The sequence below is a fragment of the Acidobacteriota bacterium genome (genome assembly GCA_016715115.1).
In the GTDB taxonomy this organism is placed as follows: Bacteria; Acidobacteriota; Blastocatellia; order Pyrinomonadales; family Pyrinomonadaceae; genus JAFDVJ01.
The window spans coordinates 227307-243046 of the sequence record JADKBM010000013.1; the positions used below are offsets into that span (position 1 = coordinate 227307).

14 protein-coding genes and 1 tRNA gene are annotated in these 15740 nt (G+C 54.3%); 7 read left to right on the forward strand and 8 right to left on the reverse strand.

The features are described from left to right. Nucleotides 1–34 precede the first annotated feature (34 nt). Nucleotides 35–892 carry a carboxylating nicotinate-nucleotide diphosphorylase gene (gene nadC / locus IPN69_15805; protein ID MBK8812175.1) on the forward strand — a complete coding sequence of 286 codons (858 nt, stop codon included), beginning with the start codon at nucleotides 35–37 and terminating at the stop codon, nucleotides 890–892. On the opposite strand, the gene IPN69_15810 is transcribed toward nadC, so the two are convergent. Beyond that, complete coding sequence (locus tag IPN69_15810; GenBank protein MBK8812176.1) at nucleotides 873–1442, reverse strand: hypothetical protein; 570 nt, start codon at nucleotides 1440–1442, stop codon at nucleotides 873–875. The two genes, nadC and IPN69_15810, sit on opposite strands and share 20 nt — an antisense overlap. Between IPN69_15810 and IPN69_15815 the strand changes: the two genes are divergently transcribed. Next, nucleotides 1412–1873, forward strand: coding sequence for a DUF1499 domain-containing protein (locus IPN69_15815; protein ID MBK8812177.1), 462 nt, complete (start codon nucleotides 1412–1414; stop codon nucleotides 1871–1873). The two genes, IPN69_15810 and IPN69_15815, sit on opposite strands and share 31 nt — an antisense overlap. Here IPN69_15815 and IPN69_15820 read toward each other — a convergent pair. Then, nucleotides 1851–2774, reverse strand: coding sequence for a CPBP family intramembrane metalloprotease (locus tag IPN69_15820; GenBank protein MBK8812178.1), 924 nt, complete (start codon nucleotides 2772–2774; stop codon nucleotides 1851–1853). The genes IPN69_15815 and IPN69_15820 overlap by 23 nt on opposite strands. 78 nt (nucleotides 2775–2852) lie before the next feature. On the opposite strand from IPN69_15820, the gene IPN69_15825 reads away from it, so the two are divergent. The 3 genes from IPN69_15825 (at nucleotide 2853) to IPN69_15835 (ending at nucleotide 7282) form a co-directional block, all read left to right on the forward strand. Next, complete coding sequence (locus IPN69_15825) at nucleotides 2853–4997, forward strand: HAMP domain-containing protein (protein MBK8812179.1); 2145 nt, start codon at nucleotides 2853–2855, stop codon at nucleotides 4995–4997. 331 nt (nucleotides 4998–5328) lie between these two features. Beyond that, nucleotides 5329–5871 carry a hypothetical protein gene (locus tag IPN69_15830; GenBank protein MBK8812180.1) on the forward strand — a complete coding sequence of 181 codons (543 nt, stop codon included), beginning with the start codon at nucleotides 5329–5331 and terminating at the stop codon, nucleotides 5869–5871. 55 nt (nucleotides 5872–5926) lie between these two features. Then, on the forward strand, nucleotides 5927–7282 hold the full coding sequence (locus IPN69_15835; protein ID MBK8812181.1) for a sigma-54-dependent Fis family transcriptional regulator: 1356 nt from the start codon (nucleotides 5927–5929) through the stop codon (nucleotides 7280–7282). 62 nt (nucleotides 7283–7344) lie between these two features. On the opposite strand, the gene IPN69_15840 is transcribed toward IPN69_15835, so the two are convergent. From IPN69_15840 to IPN69_15850, 3 genes are all read right to left on the reverse strand, one after another. Next, on the reverse strand, nucleotides 7345–8115 hold the full coding sequence (locus IPN69_15840) for a class I SAM-dependent methyltransferase (GenBank protein MBK8812182.1): 771 nt from the start codon (nucleotides 8113–8115) through the stop codon (nucleotides 7345–7347). A 143-nt stretch (nucleotides 8116–8258) separates the two neighbouring features. Next, nucleotides 8259–9194: a malate dehydrogenase gene (mdh, locus tag IPN69_15845; protein ID MBK8812183.1), complete on the reverse strand. Its 936-nt coding sequence runs from the start codon at nucleotides 9192–9194 to the stop codon at nucleotides 8259–8261. 997 nt (nucleotides 9195–10191) lie between these two features. Beyond that, nucleotides 10192–11118 (reverse strand): hypothetical protein, encoded by a 927-nt coding sequence (locus IPN69_15850; protein MBK8812184.1) that lies wholly within the window; start codon nucleotides 11116–11118, stop codon nucleotides 10192–10194. A gap of 103 nt (nucleotides 11119–11221) precedes the next feature. Between IPN69_15850 and IPN69_15855 the strand changes: the two genes are divergently transcribed. Next, nucleotides 11222–12712: an amidohydrolase family protein gene (locus tag IPN69_15855; protein ID MBK8812185.1), complete on the forward strand. Its 1491-nt coding sequence runs from the start codon at nucleotides 11222–11224 to the stop codon at nucleotides 12710–12712. 543 nt (nucleotides 12713–13255) lie between these two features. Here the strand turns inward: IPN69_15855 and IPN69_15860 are convergent. The 3 genes from IPN69_15860 to IPN69_15870 form a co-directional block, all read right to left on the reverse strand. Further along, the gene (locus IPN69_15860; protein ID MBK8812186.1) at nucleotides 13256–13852 is read right to left on the reverse strand and encodes a hypothetical protein; all 597 of its coding nucleotides are present in this window, start codon (nucleotides 13850–13852) and stop codon (nucleotides 13256–13258) included. 169 nt (nucleotides 13853–14021) lie between these two features. Further along, nucleotides 14022–14603, reverse strand: coding sequence for a hypothetical protein (locus IPN69_15865; GenBank protein MBK8812187.1), 582 nt, complete (start codon nucleotides 14601–14603; stop codon nucleotides 14022–14024). A gap of 243 nt (nucleotides 14604–14846) precedes the next feature. Beyond that, a tRNA-Leu gene (locus IPN69_15870) sits at nucleotides 14847–14933 on the reverse strand. A gap of 92 nt (nucleotides 14934–15025) precedes the next feature. Here IPN69_15870 and IPN69_15875 point away from each other — a divergent pair. Beyond that, the gene (locus tag IPN69_15875) at nucleotides 15026–15526 is read left to right on the forward strand and encodes an NfeD family protein (protein ID MBK8812188.1); all 501 of its coding nucleotides are present in this window, start codon (nucleotides 15026–15028) and stop codon (nucleotides 15524–15526) included. Nucleotides 15527–15740: the final 214 nt, after the last annotated feature.

The window sequence follows — 15740 nt, forward strand, 5'->3', positions numbered from 1 at the left end:
TTGCCGCGTAATTCACAGATAATCGTCAAACTTTATGAATCTTTTCGAAACAGGCAATGTTCTCGCAAGCATCAGCGAGTTCTTGAGCGAAGACATCGGCCGTGGCGACATCACGACGCAATCGACGGTTTCGCCGGACGTTCGCGGATTTGGCAGGTTCCTTGCAAAAGAAGATCTCGTGATCTGCGGGTTGACGGTCGCCGAAGCCGTCTTTCTTTCGCTCGATGATGAAAATCCGGAGATCGAAACGACTTTCATCGAGGGCGACGAAGTCCCGGCCGGAACGGTGCTGGCAACACTCAAAGGCTACGCCGACGTTCTCTTGACGGGTGAACGGGTCGCGCTCAATCTTCTCCAGCGGATGTCGGGAATCGCGACGCTGACTCGCCAGTACGTGAAAGCGGTCGACGGAACCGGCGCGCAGATCGTTGATACGCGCAAGACGACGCCCGGACTTCGGATGCTCGAAAAATACGCCGTCACCGTCGGCGGCGGCAAGAATCATCGGCTCGGTCTCGACGACGGCGTACTCATCAAAGACAATCACATCGCGCTCGCCGGCGGCGTCACCGAAGCAGTGACGATGGCGAAGATCAAATGCGGGCATTTGCACAAGATCGAGGTCGAGATCTCGAACTGGGCGCAACTCCGCGAGGCGATCGAAGCCGGTGCGGATATCGTGATGCTCGACAACCAGACGCCGGAAGAGGCGCGGAAACTGGTCGAGATGACACATTCGCTTAACCCGAACGTCCTGATCGAAGCCTCAGGCGGAATGGACCTTGACCGCGTCCGCGCGTTTGCCGACGCCGGCGTCGATCTGATCTCCGTCGGGCGTCTGACCCATTCCGCCCGAGCGGTCGACATTTCGTTCAAGATACAGGCGGTTTGATTTGGGATTTGGGATTTCGGATTTGGGATTCCAGGAATTCCACGGATTCCACGGATTCCAGATTCCACGGATTTAAGATTCCAGGAATTCCAGATTCCAGATTCCAGGATTTCAGATTCCAGATTCCAGGAATTCCAGATTCCAGGGATTCTAGGGATTTCAGATTCCAGATATTCCAGATTCCAGATTCTGGACCCGAAATCTCCTGAACTTGGAATTTCCGGAACATGGAATTCTTGGAATCTGGAATCCTGGAATCTTCGAATCCTGGAATCCTGGAATCTGGAATCCTGGAATCCTTGGAATCCTTGGAATCCTGGAATCCTGGAATTCTGGAATTCTGGAATCCTGGAATCCTGGAATCTGGAATCTGGAATCCTGGAATCCTGGAATCCTGGAATCCTGGAATTCTGGAATTCTGGAATCCTGGAATCCTGGAATCCTGGAATCCCGAACCTTGGAATCTGGAATCTGGAATCCGGTATCCCTGGAATCTTAAATCTTCCAGTGGTGTAAATAATGAAAAAGAAGTTGCTGATAATCGTGGCAATCGTGCTTGTGCCACTGGTCGCGATCTTGATCATCGCTCGTGTTTTCTATCCCGACAACGTGGCGGAAACATCGCCGGACGGCGGTCCGAAGCACCTTGTGACGCGTTATTACCGCGCCGATCCTGACTCGGCAGAACGGGCAGTGCGCGAAGTGATCCCGACGCTTTCGACTTACGGTTCGAACTGGAAACTGGCGGACGCCGGGGCGAGACAGGAAAACCAGATCGTCATCAAGGCGGAAGTCCCGGTCGTCGTTTTCACCGATGACCTGCAGGTAACCATCAACTATGCGGGCGATTCGGCCCGCGTCAATGTGCGTTCGGCGTCGCGTGTCGGCAAAAGCGACTTCGGCGAAAACCGGCGCCACGTGGCGAAATTTCTCGACGCCCTCGACAAAAAGCTCCAGCCTAATCCGCGGCCGGCGTCGTGAATTCGAGCATCTCCCGGGTTGGTTTCAGAAATGGCGCAAACGCGATGACGGCGGTCGAAACAAGCAATGCAACGGTACACGCAACGCCGCCCTCGACACCGTAGTTTCCGCCCGAAAGCCATTCAGGGCCGTAAACCGTTGCCCGCATCAACGGATCCGGCGCGAGCGTCTCCAGTCCGCTGACCGTGATTCCGAGCACAGACCCTTGGACCCAATTCCAGGCCAGGTGAATTCCGAACGGAAACCATAGGTTGCGGGTTTTCGCATAGGCGACCGCGAGCCAGATCCCGGCCAGAAACGTGTTGAACCACGACAACGGATTGGCTCCCGGATTGGCGTTGTGCGTCGTCGCGAAGAAAAGCGAGGTCAGGACAATTCCGAATGCCGCGTATCGCGCACGAAAAAGAGTTTGCAACGCGTAACCGCGAAAGAAAGCCTCTTCGAAAAGCGCACCGAAAATGAACACGATCAGTGTGTTCAAGAGCGTTTGAGTGACCGCTTGGCCAGCGCTCTCGCGGTTGAGCCCGATTGAAAGCCCGCCGAACGCGGCGACAATTCCGGCCGCCAGGCCGATCGAAGCGGCGCCGATGACGAGTCCCCAGATCAAATCCCTGAACCATCCGCCCGTGAACCACGCGCCGAGCGCGCGAAACGGCAGATCTTCGAACAATCTGCCCCAGAGCCAGCCGAAAAACAGTGCGGCCGTCGCTGAGATCAGGAATTGGATGACAAGAACCGAGGTCGAGCTTTGCGTCATCCGGATTTCGAGCAACGCAAACAACGGTGAGCCGGCAACCAGCGCGGCAAGCGTCGCAAAAAAGCATGAAACGAGAAAAACCGCCACGCGCCACCCACTCCGAACGCGACTCGAATCGTCGATAAATATGCTGCTCAGTTTCATTGAAACTAAGACTAACCAGTCCGGCCGAAACTCTCAAGAACGGCGACTCGCTTTTCGCATTGTGTTAGAATTTTCCCGATGGCCGAAAAGGATCAAAAGCGTGTCCGGCGAGTCTCTCCGTGGCTTCTCGGGGCGATCGTGCTCGTGCTGATGACGTTTCTGGTTCTGCTTCAGTCGTCTAACCTTTGGAAAAAACTCTCGGTCGAATCCGCCAACGACACACTGCTGCTTTACGCGCTTTCGTCGCTGAATTTCTTTGCCTTCGTAATTTTCGGTTTCATCTTTCTGCGGAGTCTCTTGAAACTCTCGCGCGAGCGGCGCGCTTTCGTGCTCGGGTCGAAGTTCAAGACCCGGCTCTGGCTTTATTTCTTTCTTATCAGTGTTTTACCGATCATTGCGATGGCCGGGTTCTCGTATCTCTTTATGAACCGAGCGCTCGAGCGATGGTTCACGCAGATTCCCGAAGACGTCGTCCGGCGCTCGCAGGAGATCAAGAACAAGGCGATAGGGTTGCAGGCCGAAAAGTTCCGCGAAACCGCCGAGATGCTCGCCGTGACGCTTGACGAGCATCAGATCGGAAATGGCGAACTTGCGCGCGTAGCTGAAGCCGGCGGGTTGTCTCACGTCGAAGTTCTTTCGCGTGACGGCAAAACGGTTGAATCGGCAACACGTGAAAGCGCCCAAAACGAGGAGTTTCGGGCGACCATCGCGATGGCGCGATCGGGAGGTCTCGACGATCCGAAACTCAGCGACGGCAAAGGCTTCGACGCGGCGGTGGCAACGCTCCGCGACGGGCGTCGATTGCTCGTTGTTTCGAGTCTTTTTGCGGAAGAAAGCGCGAGCCAGTTCGTCGATCAATCGCTGATCGAGTTCGATCGTCTCAAGGGGGAGCAAACGACGGTTCGGCAGATCGGACTTTCGACTCTCGGACTGCTGACGTTCCTTCTGATCTTCGCGTCGAGTTGGATGGCCGTTTACATTGCCCGTGGTCTGACAGTACCGCTAAATGCGCTCGCCGAAGGCGCGGACGAGATCGCGCGCGGCAAACTCGGTCATCAGGTCGATGTTTTTGCCGAGGATGAACTTGCGCTTCTGGTCCGTTCGTTCAATCAAATGTCGGCGAAGCTCGGTGAGAACTCGGCCGAACTCGAGGAAAGGCGTCGCTACACCGAAACCGTCTTGCTTTCGCTTTCGACCGGCGTCATCTCGTTCGACGCGGGTAATCGCGTGACTACCATCAACAGCGCCGCAATACAGATTTTGCGGCTCGAGGACGCGGATTTCACCGGATTCCGGCTCGAACAGTTGTTCAAAGAAGAGAATCGCGTCGTCATCGAACGGCTTTTGGGCCGTGCACGGCGTGTCGGACAGGCGAGTGAGCAAACGGTTCTGCAGCGCGAGAATGTCGCCGGCGGCACGGACAGCGTCGGAAGTTTGCCGGTGGCGATCTCGGCGACGGCGCTGCCTCAGGGGCTCGCCGAGGCGAGCGGCATCGTGCTCGTCATTGAAGATCTTTCCGAGTTGATCGCAGCGCAGCGAGCTTCCGCGTGGGCTGAGGTCGCAAGGCGAATGGCGCACGAGATCAAGAATCCGTTGACGCCGATTCAACTTTCAGCCGAGCGCATCGCGAAACGTTGTGCGCTGGGCGGAAATCCGGAACAGGCCGCGGGCGTGGTCAAGGACGGCACGGAAACCATCCTGCGCGAGGTCAACAGTTTGAAAGCTCTGGTCGACGAATTCTCGAGGTTCGCGCGGCTGCCGAACGTAAAACTCGAAAGCGGCTCCGTGAACGAGACGATCGCCCAAGCGGCGGCGCTCTATGAAGACCGAGGAGTCGCCCTCGAACAGAATCTTGCCGCCGACCTGCCCGAGGCAATGATCGACGACGAGCAGTTGAAACGGGTCTTCGTCAATCTTATCGAGAACGCGATCGAGGCGTTCGATCCAACTCAGGCGGACAAACGCATATCGTTGAAGTCCTTTCTGGACTCCGGTCGCGATCTGATCGTTGCCGAGGTTTCGGATAACGGCGCAGGGATTTCTCCGGCGGATTTTCAGAAGCTTTTTCAGCCGTATTTTTCGACCAAGGGCCGCGGAACGGGACTCGGGCTGGCCATCGTCCAGCGAATCGTGTCGGAACATCGCGGCAAGATCAAGGCCGTCAACAATTCGGGCGGCGGAGCGAAGTTCATCGTTGAACTTCCGACGGGAAGTGAAAAGTGAGAGCTGAGAAGTGGGAAGTGAGAACTGGGAGCTGAGAAGTGAGAACTGAGAACTGAGAAGGGAGAAGTGGGCGTGGGAAGTGGGAAGTGGGAAGTGAGAAGTGGGAACTGAGAGCTGAGAAGGGAGAAGTGAGAACCGGGAGCTGAGAAGTGAGAGGTGAGAAGTGAGAACTGGGAACTGAGAGATGGGAACTGAAAACCAAGTTTTTTCCGATATGGTGTGGATTTCGAGGACTTTCAGCTAACAACTTTCAATTTTCAGCTATTCCGAAGGGACGAAATATTATTTCGAAAGTTCGAGAATCTCGATAGGTATTTAATAGGGAGGTCTTATGAAAAGTACCATCAAATGTTTGTTCATTCTGTTTTCGGCGGCGTCGGCGCTATTTGCGCAGACCGACAAACGAATCGACGCGATTCGCGACGTTGCGCGGCAGGTCGATAAAATGGTTGCCGAATGCGAGTCCGACGGAGAAACATCATCAACATTTCTGACCGAACTCGTTGCCAACAAAAACAACGGTTCGTATCCTGCGGTTGGGATCTATAATACCCGCGTGAAGTTCTACTATACGTACGGCGACCGCGAGAAGAACCCGTATCCCGATCGTTTGCTGAAGATCGTGATCGAGACGAAACGCTCGGCGATGACCGAATCGGCGGAGTATCTCTTCGATGAAAGCCGCCGTTTGATTTTCTTCTTCGGCAAGGATTCCGAAAAAGAGACGCGGATCTATTTCGCCGCCGGCAAAATGTTCAAGACTATGGATGGTGAGCGGGCGGTTGTCGGAAACGCGGCGAACACCGCGTCCAACAAGGCGTTGGCTGAATCCCGGCGCTTGGTCGCGATGTTTCAGGAGTCGTTGAGATTCTGAGCGGTGATTCGAAGAGTTGATCGCCCGTGACGTATGATTGTGATTTGACCGAAAAATGAACACGGTACTGATAGTTGATGACGAGCGCGGAATCCGCGACACGCTGAGCAGCGTGCTTGAGGACGAAGGTTTCGAGGTCGAGACCGTCGCCACCGGCGAAGACTGCCTGGCGGCCGTCGAAACAACGCATTTTGCGTGCATTTTGCTCGACATCTGGCTGGGGCCGGGAATCGACGGGCTTGAGACGCTTGAGCGCTTGCGTGAGAACGGGTCGGATTCGGCGGTCGTGATGATCTCGGGACACGGCAATATCGAAACGGCCGTGAATGCGACAAAACTCGGCGCGTTCGATTTCATCGAAAAGCCACTGAGCCTTGAAAAGACCGTTCTCACCGTTCGGAATGCGATCAAACAGCGAGAACTCGAACGCGTCAACGCTCAGTTCGCGGAACAACTCTCGGAAGAATACGCGATGATCGGCGAATCGGTCGCGATGCGCGCGCTGCGAAAACAGATCGCGATCGTTGCGCCGACCGACGGCCGCGTGTTGATTTCGGGCGAATCGGGAACCGGAAAAGAACTTGTCGCGCGCGCGATCCACGCCCAATCGCGGCGTCGGAACGCGCCTTTCGTCGAAATCAATTCGGCGGCGATTCCTGAGGAACTTGTCGAATCAGAGCTTTTCGGTCACGCGAAAGGAGCTTTTTCGGGCGCGACTGCAGCCAAAAAAGGGAAGTTCGAGATCGCCGACGGAGCAACACTTTTTCTCGATGAGATCGGCGATATGTCGCCGCGCGTTCAGGCCAAAATGCTGCGCGTCCTGGAAGAGCAGCGTTTCGAACCGGTCGGTTCGAACACGCCTATCAAGGTCGACGTCCGGGTTATTTCGGCAACCAACAAACCACTCGGCGATCTGATTGATGACGGACATTTTCGTGTCGATCTCTTTTACCGGTTGAATGTGATCCCGTTTCAGATTCCGCCCCTGCGCGACCGGATCGAGGATGTCCCGATGCTCGTCGAGCATTTCAATCAGCGGTTTTCGGGAGCTTACGGCAAGAAACCAAAAGAATTCAGCGCTAACGCGATCGATGCGCTGCGGAACTATGCGTGGCTCGGCAATGTCCGCGAACTCAAGAACACGATCGAGCGCGTCGTCATCATGACCCAGAAACACAGGATCGACGCCGACGATCTGCCGCGGTTCAATATCACTGACGAGCCGCCCGCGTCGAGTTTCCGGTTTCCGTCGTTCAAGGATGCGACCGATGCCTACCAACGCGAGTTCATCCTCCACAAACTCGCCGAATTCGAAGGCAACGTCTCAAAGGCCGCCGACTCGATGGGCGTCGACCGCAGCCATCTTTATCGAAGGATGAAGGGGTTGGGGCTTCAGTTCAAGGAACGATAAGAGCGCTTCCGCCAATGGGATGGTTCCACATCATCGGAAGGCCGGCGACGGTTGTCCGCGTGTCACCGGCGCGCCTGGATGACCAGTTCGTCGGTGTCCTTCAACAGATCGCTGCCGTTGAAATCGCCATCGATGCGGATATCTTTGAAGCCGGCCGCCGACAACAATGCACGGACGTCCCTCGGATACAAATAAGCCAGTTTGAGCCGTTGCATCCACGAACCGATCAGCGTCCCGTCGGGGCCGTACTCGTCATATCTGTGATTTGAATGGACAATCTGATTCAGCGTATCGTAACGATTCGACTCCGATCGCATAACGAACCCGCCGTCCGGCCGATCGAACGTCGCGACCCAACGCCAAACCCCTTGGAGCGGTCCAGCGTGATAAGACATATACTCCAGCGAGGGATGAAAAATGTTGAAAGCGAAGAGCCCGCCCGGAACAAGATGCCGGCGCACGCAGTCGAGACACGCGCGCTGCTGGCTTTCATCGAGGTTATGAAGGAACGCCCGGAACGGTGCGATAACGAGGGCAAATTGCGCCCCAAGATCGAAGTCGCGCATATTGCCGGGCACGACGGTTACAAGCTCGCGAATTCGCGCCGGCCGATCTTCGAGCCTGGTCCGAAGCCCATCGAGCATCCCGGCGTCGGCGTCGAGCGCGTGGATCGGAATGCCGGCTTCGGCGATCGGAATCGTCACGCGGCCGGTTCCGGCCCCGAGTTCAAGAACGGGCCCGCCCGTCTGAAGCGCTTTCGCGCAATACCATTCGACATCGCCCCCCAGACTCGCGGACGTTACCTCATCGTAGATTTTTGGTCTGTAGTTCATGGATTCGGTTCGGCGGAATCGAGCGAAACCGATCGCTCATTTGTGTAGCTGCGGATCTGCAAAAGAAGAAATCGACGCCGCAATCTCTGATGACTTGCGGCGCCGATCGACAATGAACTGCACGCTGAAGCGTGAACTCCTGACTAGATTCCCAAAACGTCGATCAGTTCCTGGACCGAACCGGCACTCTTCTGGAGCGCGGCGCGCTCGTCGTTTGTGAGTGAGATCTCGATGATCTGCTCGACGCCGTTCTTGCCGAGTTTTACGGGGACGCCGACGAACAGGTTGTTGATGCCGTATTCGCCTTCGAGATAGACCGCGCACGGCAGGATCTTCTTCTTGTCCTTCAGAATCGCTTCGGCCATCTCGACGGCCGCCAGCGACGGGGCGTAGAATGCCGAACCGGTCTTGAGCAGTCCGACGATCTCGGCGCCGCCGTTCGCGGTGCGGGCGACGATCGCGTCGAGGCGGTCTTTCGGGATCAGTTCCGTGATCGGGATTCCGGCGACCGTCGAATAACGCGGCAACGGAACCATCGTGTCGCCGTGTCCGCCGAGGACGAAACAGGTGACGTTCTCGACCGAAACATTGAGTTCTTCGGCGACGAAGCAGCGCATACGCGCCGAGTCGAGTATTCCAGCCATTCCCATAACGCGGTTCTTGGGGAATCCGGAACGCACGTAGGCGACCTGCGTCATCGCGTCGAGCGGGTTTGAAACGACGATGATGAACGCGTTTGGCGAGTATTTCGCAACTTGATCGGTGACCGTTCCGACGATGTCCGAATTGATCTTCAAAAGATCGTCGCGGCTCATTCCGGGTTTGCGCGGAAGTCCGGCGGTGATGATGACGATATCCGAGTTCGCGGTTTCCTCATACGAGTTTGTGCCGACGAGTTTGACATCGAATCCGTCGATCGGCGCGGCCTGCGCGAGATCGAGCGATTTGCCCTGCGGCGTGCCTTCGACGATGTCAACCAAAACGACGTCCGCGAGTTCCTTCGAAGCGATCCAATGCGCGGCCGTCGCACCGACGTTTCCGGCTCCGACAACCGTGATCTTATTTCTTCCTGCTGCCATGATGTTATTTATCCTCTCTGATTTAATAAGTGTTTGAAAAAAAACCGATGCTAACCATTCTATTTTGACTTCGGCGACTTTTCAATCGGCGCTTTGTTTTCACATAGAAACCGATCGTCGCCACAAATCGCACGGGTTTCACGAATGGTGCCGCTTTGGTCGTTCGGAGTTCGATTTCTTCTCACCCGATTCGTAAGATCCGGGCAATTCGTGGCAAAAACCCTCTATGAAAATGAGATTTGTCGCGATTCTTGTCGCTTCTTGTTTCGATCGGCGCTTGTTTTCACGAATCGCACGGGTTTCACGAATGGTATCGGATGAAAATGCTTTGGATTCTTCGGTGTGTCTTCTCGTCATACCTGATTCGTGAAATCTGCACGATTCGTGGCAAAAACCGTCTATGAAAATGAGATTTGTCGCGATTCTTTTCGCTTCTTGTTTCGATCGGCGCTTGTTTTCACGAATCGCACGAGTTTCACGAATGGTATCGGATGAGAATGCCTTGGATTCTTCGGTGTGTCTTTTCGTCATCCCTGATTCGTGAAATCTGCACGATTCGTGGCAAAAACCGTCTATGAAAATGAGATTTGTCGCGATTCTTTTCGCTTCTTGTTTCGATCGGCGCTTGTTTCCACGAATCGCACGGGTTTCACGAATGGTATCGGATGAAAATGCTTTGGATTCTTCGGCGTGTCTTCTCGTCATACCTGATTCGAGAAATTTGCACGATTCGTGGCAAAAACCCTCTATGAAAATGAGATTTGTCGCGATTCTTGTCGCTTCTTGTTTCGATCGGCGCTTTGTTTTCACGAATCGCACGGGTTTCACGAATGGTATCGAATGAAAATGCTTTGGATTCTTCGGTGTGTCTTCTCGCCATACCTGATTCGTGAAATTTGCACGATTCGTGGCAAAAACCCTCTATGAAAATGAGATTTGTCGCGATTCTTGTCGCTTCTTGTTTCGATCGGCGCTGTCGCCACGAATCGCACGGGTTTCACGAATGGTATCGAATGAAAATGCTTTGGATTCTTCGGGGTGTCTTCTCGTCATACCTGATTCGTGAAATTTGCAGGATTCGTGGCAAAAACCCTCTATGAAAATGAGATTTGTCGCGATTCTTGTCGCTTCTTGTTTCGATCGGCGCTTTGTTTTCACAAATCGCACGGGTTTCACGAATGGTATCGGATGCGAATGCTTTGGATTCTTCGGTGTGTCTTCTCGTCATACCTGATTCGTGAAATTTGCACGATTCGTGGCAAAAACCCTCTATGAAAATGAGATCTGTCGCGATTCTTGTCGCTTCTTGTTTCGATCGGCGCTTGTTTTCACGAATCGCACGGGTTTCACGAATGGTATCGGATGAAAATGCTTTGGATTCTTCGGTGTGTCTTTTCGTCATACCTGATTCGAGAAATTTGCACGATTCGTGGCAAAAACCCTCTATGAAAATGAGATTTGTCGCGATTCTTGTCGCTTCTTGTTTCGATCGGCGCTTGTTTTCACGAATCGCACGGGTTTCACGAATGGTATCGGATGAGAATGCTTTGGATTCTTGGGTGTGTCTTCTCGTCATACCTGATTCGTGAAATTTGCACGATTCGTGGCAAAAACCCTCTATGAAAATGAGATCTGTCGCGATTCTTGTCGCTTCTTGTTTCGATCGGCGCTTGTTTTCACGAATCGCACGGGTTTCACGAATGGTATCGGATGAGAATGCTTTGGATTCTTCGGTGTGTCTTCTCGTCATACCTGATTCGTGAAATTTGCACGATTCGTGGCAAAAACCCTCTATGAAAATGAGATCTGTCGCGATTCTTGTCGCTTCTTGTTTCGATCGGCGCTTGTTTTCACGAATCGCACGGGTTTCACGAATGGTATCGGATGAAAATGCTTTGGATTCTTCGGTGTGTCTTCTCGTCATACCTGATTCGTGAAATTTGCACGATTCGTGGCAAAAACCGTTCGATTTCTTCTCGCCCGATTCGTAAGATCCGGGCAATTCGTGGCAAAATCCGTCTATGAAAATGAGATTTGTCGCGATTCTTGTCGCTATTTGTTTGATCGCTCCGCTGGTCGCGTTAGGTCAAAAGACGATCGTCAGCGGGACGCGTTACGGACGCCTCGTGATCCGCAACGCGATGGTCGTTGACGGTAGCGGCAAACCGGCTTCCGGACCGTTCGACATCGTCGTTGAAAATGACCTGATCAAAGAGATCGTAAGTTTCGATCCGGTCGCGGCCAAAGAAGGCAAGGCGCGCCGTCCGGCCGCCGGCGAGGTCGAGATCGATGCGACCGGCAAATACGTTCTGCCGGGCCTGATCAATCTGCACGGCCACACACAGGACGAGCGCGGCGGCGTTTCGCAGCCCGTCGAATATTGCACCAAGCTCTGGCTCGCGTGCGGGATCACGACCGTTCGCGACGCCTGGGCGAACAAGAAAGTCCTCGGCTATCGCGATCAGATAAATGCCGGTAAACTCGTCGGTCCGCGGATATTCCCCTACGGTGGCTATTTCGACGCGCCGACGCCGACGAACGCCGAGCAGGCGCGCCAGCGTGTTCGCGATCTCAAATCGGCCGGTTACGACGGCATCAAGCTCTATACCATCGACCGCGACCTGATGGCGGCGATGATGGACGAGTCGCGCAAACTGGGAATGCGGGTGATGCATCACGTCGGGGTTGAGGAAACCAATGCGTGGGACGACATCAAATTCGGAACGACGAGCATCGAACATTGGTACGGAATTCCGGATGCGGCGATCGATTCGGGGCGACAGAATTTTCCTCCCTCTTACAATTACAACAACGAGGTCGATCGGTTTCGTTACGCAGGCCGTCTTTGGCGCGAGGCGAATCCCGAAAAGCTGATGAAGGTCCTCGACGGAATGGTCGCCGCGGGCGTCGCCTGGGATCCGACGCTCGTCATTTATGAAGCGTCGCGGGATCTGCAGCGTGCGCAGAACAATCCGGCGTTCGCCGAATATCTGCATCCGGTGCTCGCGGAGTATTTCAAGCCGAATCCGGCGAATCACGGCTCATATTTTATCGGATGGTCGTCGACCGACGAGACTTTTTGGAAAGAGAATTACCGGATCTGGATGAACGCCGTTTACGAATTCGAACGCCGCGGCGGACTCATCGGGACCGGCGAAGATTCTGGGTTCATTTATCAGTTGTACGGATTCGGCTTGCTGCGCGAACTCGAACTACATCAGGAAGCGGGATTTCATCCGCTCAAGGTGATTCAGCACGCAACATCGAACGGCGCGAAGATCCTTGGAAAGGAAGAGACGCTCGGACGCGTTCGAGTCGGTTACAAAGCCGACCTGATCGTCGTCAACGGCAACCCATTGGAAAATCTGAAGGTCCTGTCGCCGCTCGGCGTCGAGGAGATCCGCGAAGGCAAGGTATACAAAACGGGCGGAATCGAATGGACGATCAAGGACGGCATCCCGTTCCACGCCCCGACGCTCGCCAAAGAGGTAAGGGAAATGGTTGCAAAAGCCAGGTGATTTGCGATTTTCGATTTGCGATTTTCGATTTGGGATTCCAGGAATTCCGAATTTCGGATTCCAGATTCCAAGATTTCTGAAGACTTGCCTAGCCCAGATTAGGCGACAGAGCTTTTGACCGCGAAATGGCGCTAAATGACGCGAAACGCGACTCGGAATTTCTGGAATCTGGAATCTGGAATCCCAAATCCCAAATCGGGAGCTTTGAAGAACCGACAAGGAAGCAAATCGCGTTTCCTCCACGGATGAACACAGATTGGCTGGATGGGACGGATTTGTTTCAATCGATAGAGAAACGTTGGTTTCGAACTATCCTCTTGCATCCGATCTATCTGTGTCCATCTGTGTCAGAAACGGTACCGAGACCGCCGTAGAGTAGGTTTTTCAAAGCTCCCGAATCTGGAATCCTTGGAATCCCAAATCCCAAATCCCAAATCCCAAATCGCAAATCGCAAATCGCAAATCGCAAATCGAAAAGCCCGCCGTGCTCTCCCCTTCACGACGGGCTTTTTTACTTGGCCATTGGTTTCAACGACCAAATTTTCAATAATCTCTTACCGGCAGAACGACTTCTTTCGCAAGAACGATCTCAAAAATCTCACCGGTCTTGATGCGGACGTTCTTGCCTTTGCGGGCCAGTGCGACTCCCGTTCCGGCGCCGGCTCCTATTCCGGCTCCGATCAACGCTCCGCTTCCGGATTTCGTCACCGCCCCGATCAACGCGCCGATCGCCGTCCCACCGATGATCGAAAGTACCGAGGCTTTTTGCGAAGATTCAGCCTTGAGTTCTCGCAGAGCCTCGATCGTGCGGCTTTCGCCTCCTTCGAGAAGGATCTTTTCAAACCGCAGGATCAGCTTGCCGCCCCTTCCACCCGACTGGGCCGCGCTCGAATCGACAATCCGTCCTTCGATGAGCGTTCCCACCGGTACGAGGATCGTCTCGCCGTTCCGGACAGGTTGATCGGTCTTGACGATGAACGTATCGTTCTTCGCTCCGACTTCGGAATTGACCTCGACATCCATTTTGACCCGGATCTTCGTTCCGGCTTCGAGCCTGTAGATCGAACTCTGCGCGTCCGAAATTGCAAAGAACAAGAAGATAATTGCGAAGACTTTGGCAGTCTGACGAAGAATGATCATATCTGACCTCCATCTTCGCGGATTAATCAAACGACATCCGCGAAGGCTATTGCAACGATTGTGCCAGTTCAGAAACGGCAAGGTTCTGCCGCATTTTACAGTCTAAGCGAATGGAAAGTCCAACAATATCGGATACGAGGTGCACGATATGGTTCGTTTGGAGTTCGTACTACTGAAGAATCGGATGGCTTCCGCCTTTGCTATGGTCGGCGGTTTCCTGATAGCGTTTTCGGTCGTTATGGAACAGGACGATATGCTCGCCCTCGTAACGAACAACATCCGAAACGCGGTTAAAGTCCTTCGTATGCTCGCCGATCATAAAAGCGCACGGCTGAAACGCGACGACGATCCCGGCGGCATATATGTAACCGCCTTTGTCGTACTCAGTCCCCGCATATTGCTTCGCCGCGACGGCCAGATCAGGCGAGTAGTTGCCCAGATAGTCCTTTTGCCGGTCGGGCTTGGCGATGAAGATCGTGTAGTCGCTGAACTTCAAACGCTTCTTGTATCTGTTTTTCTTCGCCACCGCGAACAGATCGCCGAGGCCTTTGTCGATCGCCTTGAGCATCTCGTCCGTCGGTTTTGTAACGCCGTAGACGACCGCGCCCTTGGCGGACTTTACAACATACGCGAACTTGTCTTTGCTGATTTGCTCCGCCTCGTCGATCACCATTTGCGGTGCGGCTTTTTGCGCGAACGCTGCCGCGGCGGTTGCAAGAATCAGGAAGGTTATCTGAATCGTGTTCTTCATATGAACGTAACGGAGCAATACTCGTGCCCCGGATCGAGCCGCGTACGCCAGCGATCTGTTCGGCGTCGGGCGGGGCCGCAAAATAAACGGTCCGGCAGGTTTCTGGGTCGCCGACGGGAAGTCGGGATTCCGAGCGTCTCAAGTCCATCGCACGTTCGCAGATCACAAGAGCCTCCACCGCAAAACAGGCGGCGTGCCGACAAAAACGCGAACGCCCCGCAAATACGAGGCGTTCAAGAAAACTGGTGCTTAGGGCGGGAATCGAACCCGCACGACCCTAAGGTCGCAGGATTTTAAGTCCTGTGCGTCTACCTATTCCGCCACCCAAGCGAAGTCTCTAGAGATTAGCACGATTGCCTCGAATTGCCAACGAATCGTCGGTTTTTGTGCTATCATTCGGGCGTAAACTTCTTCAAACGACGATGGAACAATTAGCCTGGATATTTTGGTTGGTACTCGGAATCGGACTCATCATCGCCGAGATCTTCACGTTTGGATTCGTGCTTTTTTGGTTCGGGATCGGCGCGATCGCGGCGGCGGCGCTTGGATTTCTAGGTTTCGGTTTGGGTGTCCAGTTTTTGGTTTTCGCCGGTGTTTCGATGGTTCTCACCGTGATGTCGCGGACGATCTTCGTCAGATATCTTTCGCACGGCGACGAAAACGATATGAAGATGGGAATGGACTCGCTGCCGGGACAGGTCGGCACCGTCTTGTCGGAGAGCAAAGGAGCCCTCAACGAAGGCGCGGTGAAGGTGTTCGGTTCAACCTGGACCGCCTACCCCGAAGACGATTCAAAACCGCTCATCGAAGGCGAAAAGGTCGAAGTGGTTCGGGTTCAGGGAAATTCGATCTGGGTTCGCCCGGTGAACACGTCGCGCGAACTTCCGGAATGGCGGAAAGGGAAAGAAAGCTCGGGGGGATGAGACTCTCGTCAGAGGCGACCGGAGGCCGATTTTCCCCGCGAAACGAAATACACGAAGCGTTTTGGCGTGATGTTTCGCGGGAAAGAAAGTTTTCTACTGCGTGGACGCGGCGTTCACTGCGAGTGAGTGATTCCGACCAGAAAGACAAAAGGCGCGATGAACGACCGGTTCAATTCGCGCCTTTTGCTTTTTCAGAAACTACCGTGGACATCCA

What these genes read in the sequence shown, in the direction of transcription:
- IPN69_15815 (MBK8812177.1), top strand. Translation starts at nt 1,412, where the DNA reads ATGAAAAAGAAGTTGCTGATAATCGTGGCAATCGTGCTTGTGCCACTG.
- IPN69_15835 (MBK8812181.1), top strand. Translation starts at nt 5,927, where the DNA reads ATGAACACGGTACTGATAGTTGATGACGAGCGCGGAATCCGCGACACG.
- IPN69_15855 (MBK8812185.1), top strand. Translation starts at nt 11,222, where the DNA reads ATGAGATTTGTCGCGATTCTTGTCGCTATTTGTTTGATCGCTCCGCTG.
- IPN69_15865 (MBK8812187.1), bottom strand. Translation starts at nt 14,603, where the DNA reads ATGAAGAACACGATTCAGATAACCTTCCTGATTCTTGCAACCGCCGCG.
- IPN69_15820 (MBK8812178.1), bottom strand. Translation starts at nt 2,774, where the DNA reads ATGAAACTGAGCAGCATATTTATCGACGATTCGAGTCGCGTTCGGAGT.
- IPN69_15860 (MBK8812186.1), bottom strand. Translation starts at nt 13,852, where the DNA reads ATGATCATTCTTCGTCAGACTGCCAAAGTCTTCGCAATTATCTTCTTG.
- IPN69_15875 (MBK8812188.1), top strand. Translation starts at nt 15,026, where the DNA reads ATGGAACAATTAGCCTGGATATTTTGGTTGGTACTCGGAATCGGACTC.
- IPN69_15825 (MBK8812179.1), top strand. Translation starts at nt 2,853, where the DNA reads ATGGCCGAAAAGGATCAAAAGCGTGTCCGGCGAGTCTCTCCGTGGCTT.
- nadC (MBK8812175.1), top strand. Translation starts at nt 35, where the DNA reads ATGAATCTTTTCGAAACAGGCAATGTTCTCGCAAGCATCAGCGAGTTC.
- IPN69_15830 (MBK8812180.1), top strand. Translation starts at nt 5,329, where the DNA reads ATGAAAAGTACCATCAAATGTTTGTTCATTCTGTTTTCGGCGGCGTCG.
- IPN69_15850 (MBK8812184.1), bottom strand. Translation starts at nt 11,118, where the DNA reads ATGACGAGAAGACACACCGAAGAATCCAAAGCATTTTCATCCGATACC.
- mdh (MBK8812183.1), bottom strand. Translation starts at nt 9,194, where the DNA reads ATGGCAGCAGGAAGAAATAAGATCACGGTTGTCGGAGCCGGAAACGTC.
- IPN69_15840 (MBK8812182.1), bottom strand. Translation starts at nt 8,115, where the DNA reads ATGAACTACAGACCAAAAATCTACGATGAGGTAACGTCCGCGAGTCTG.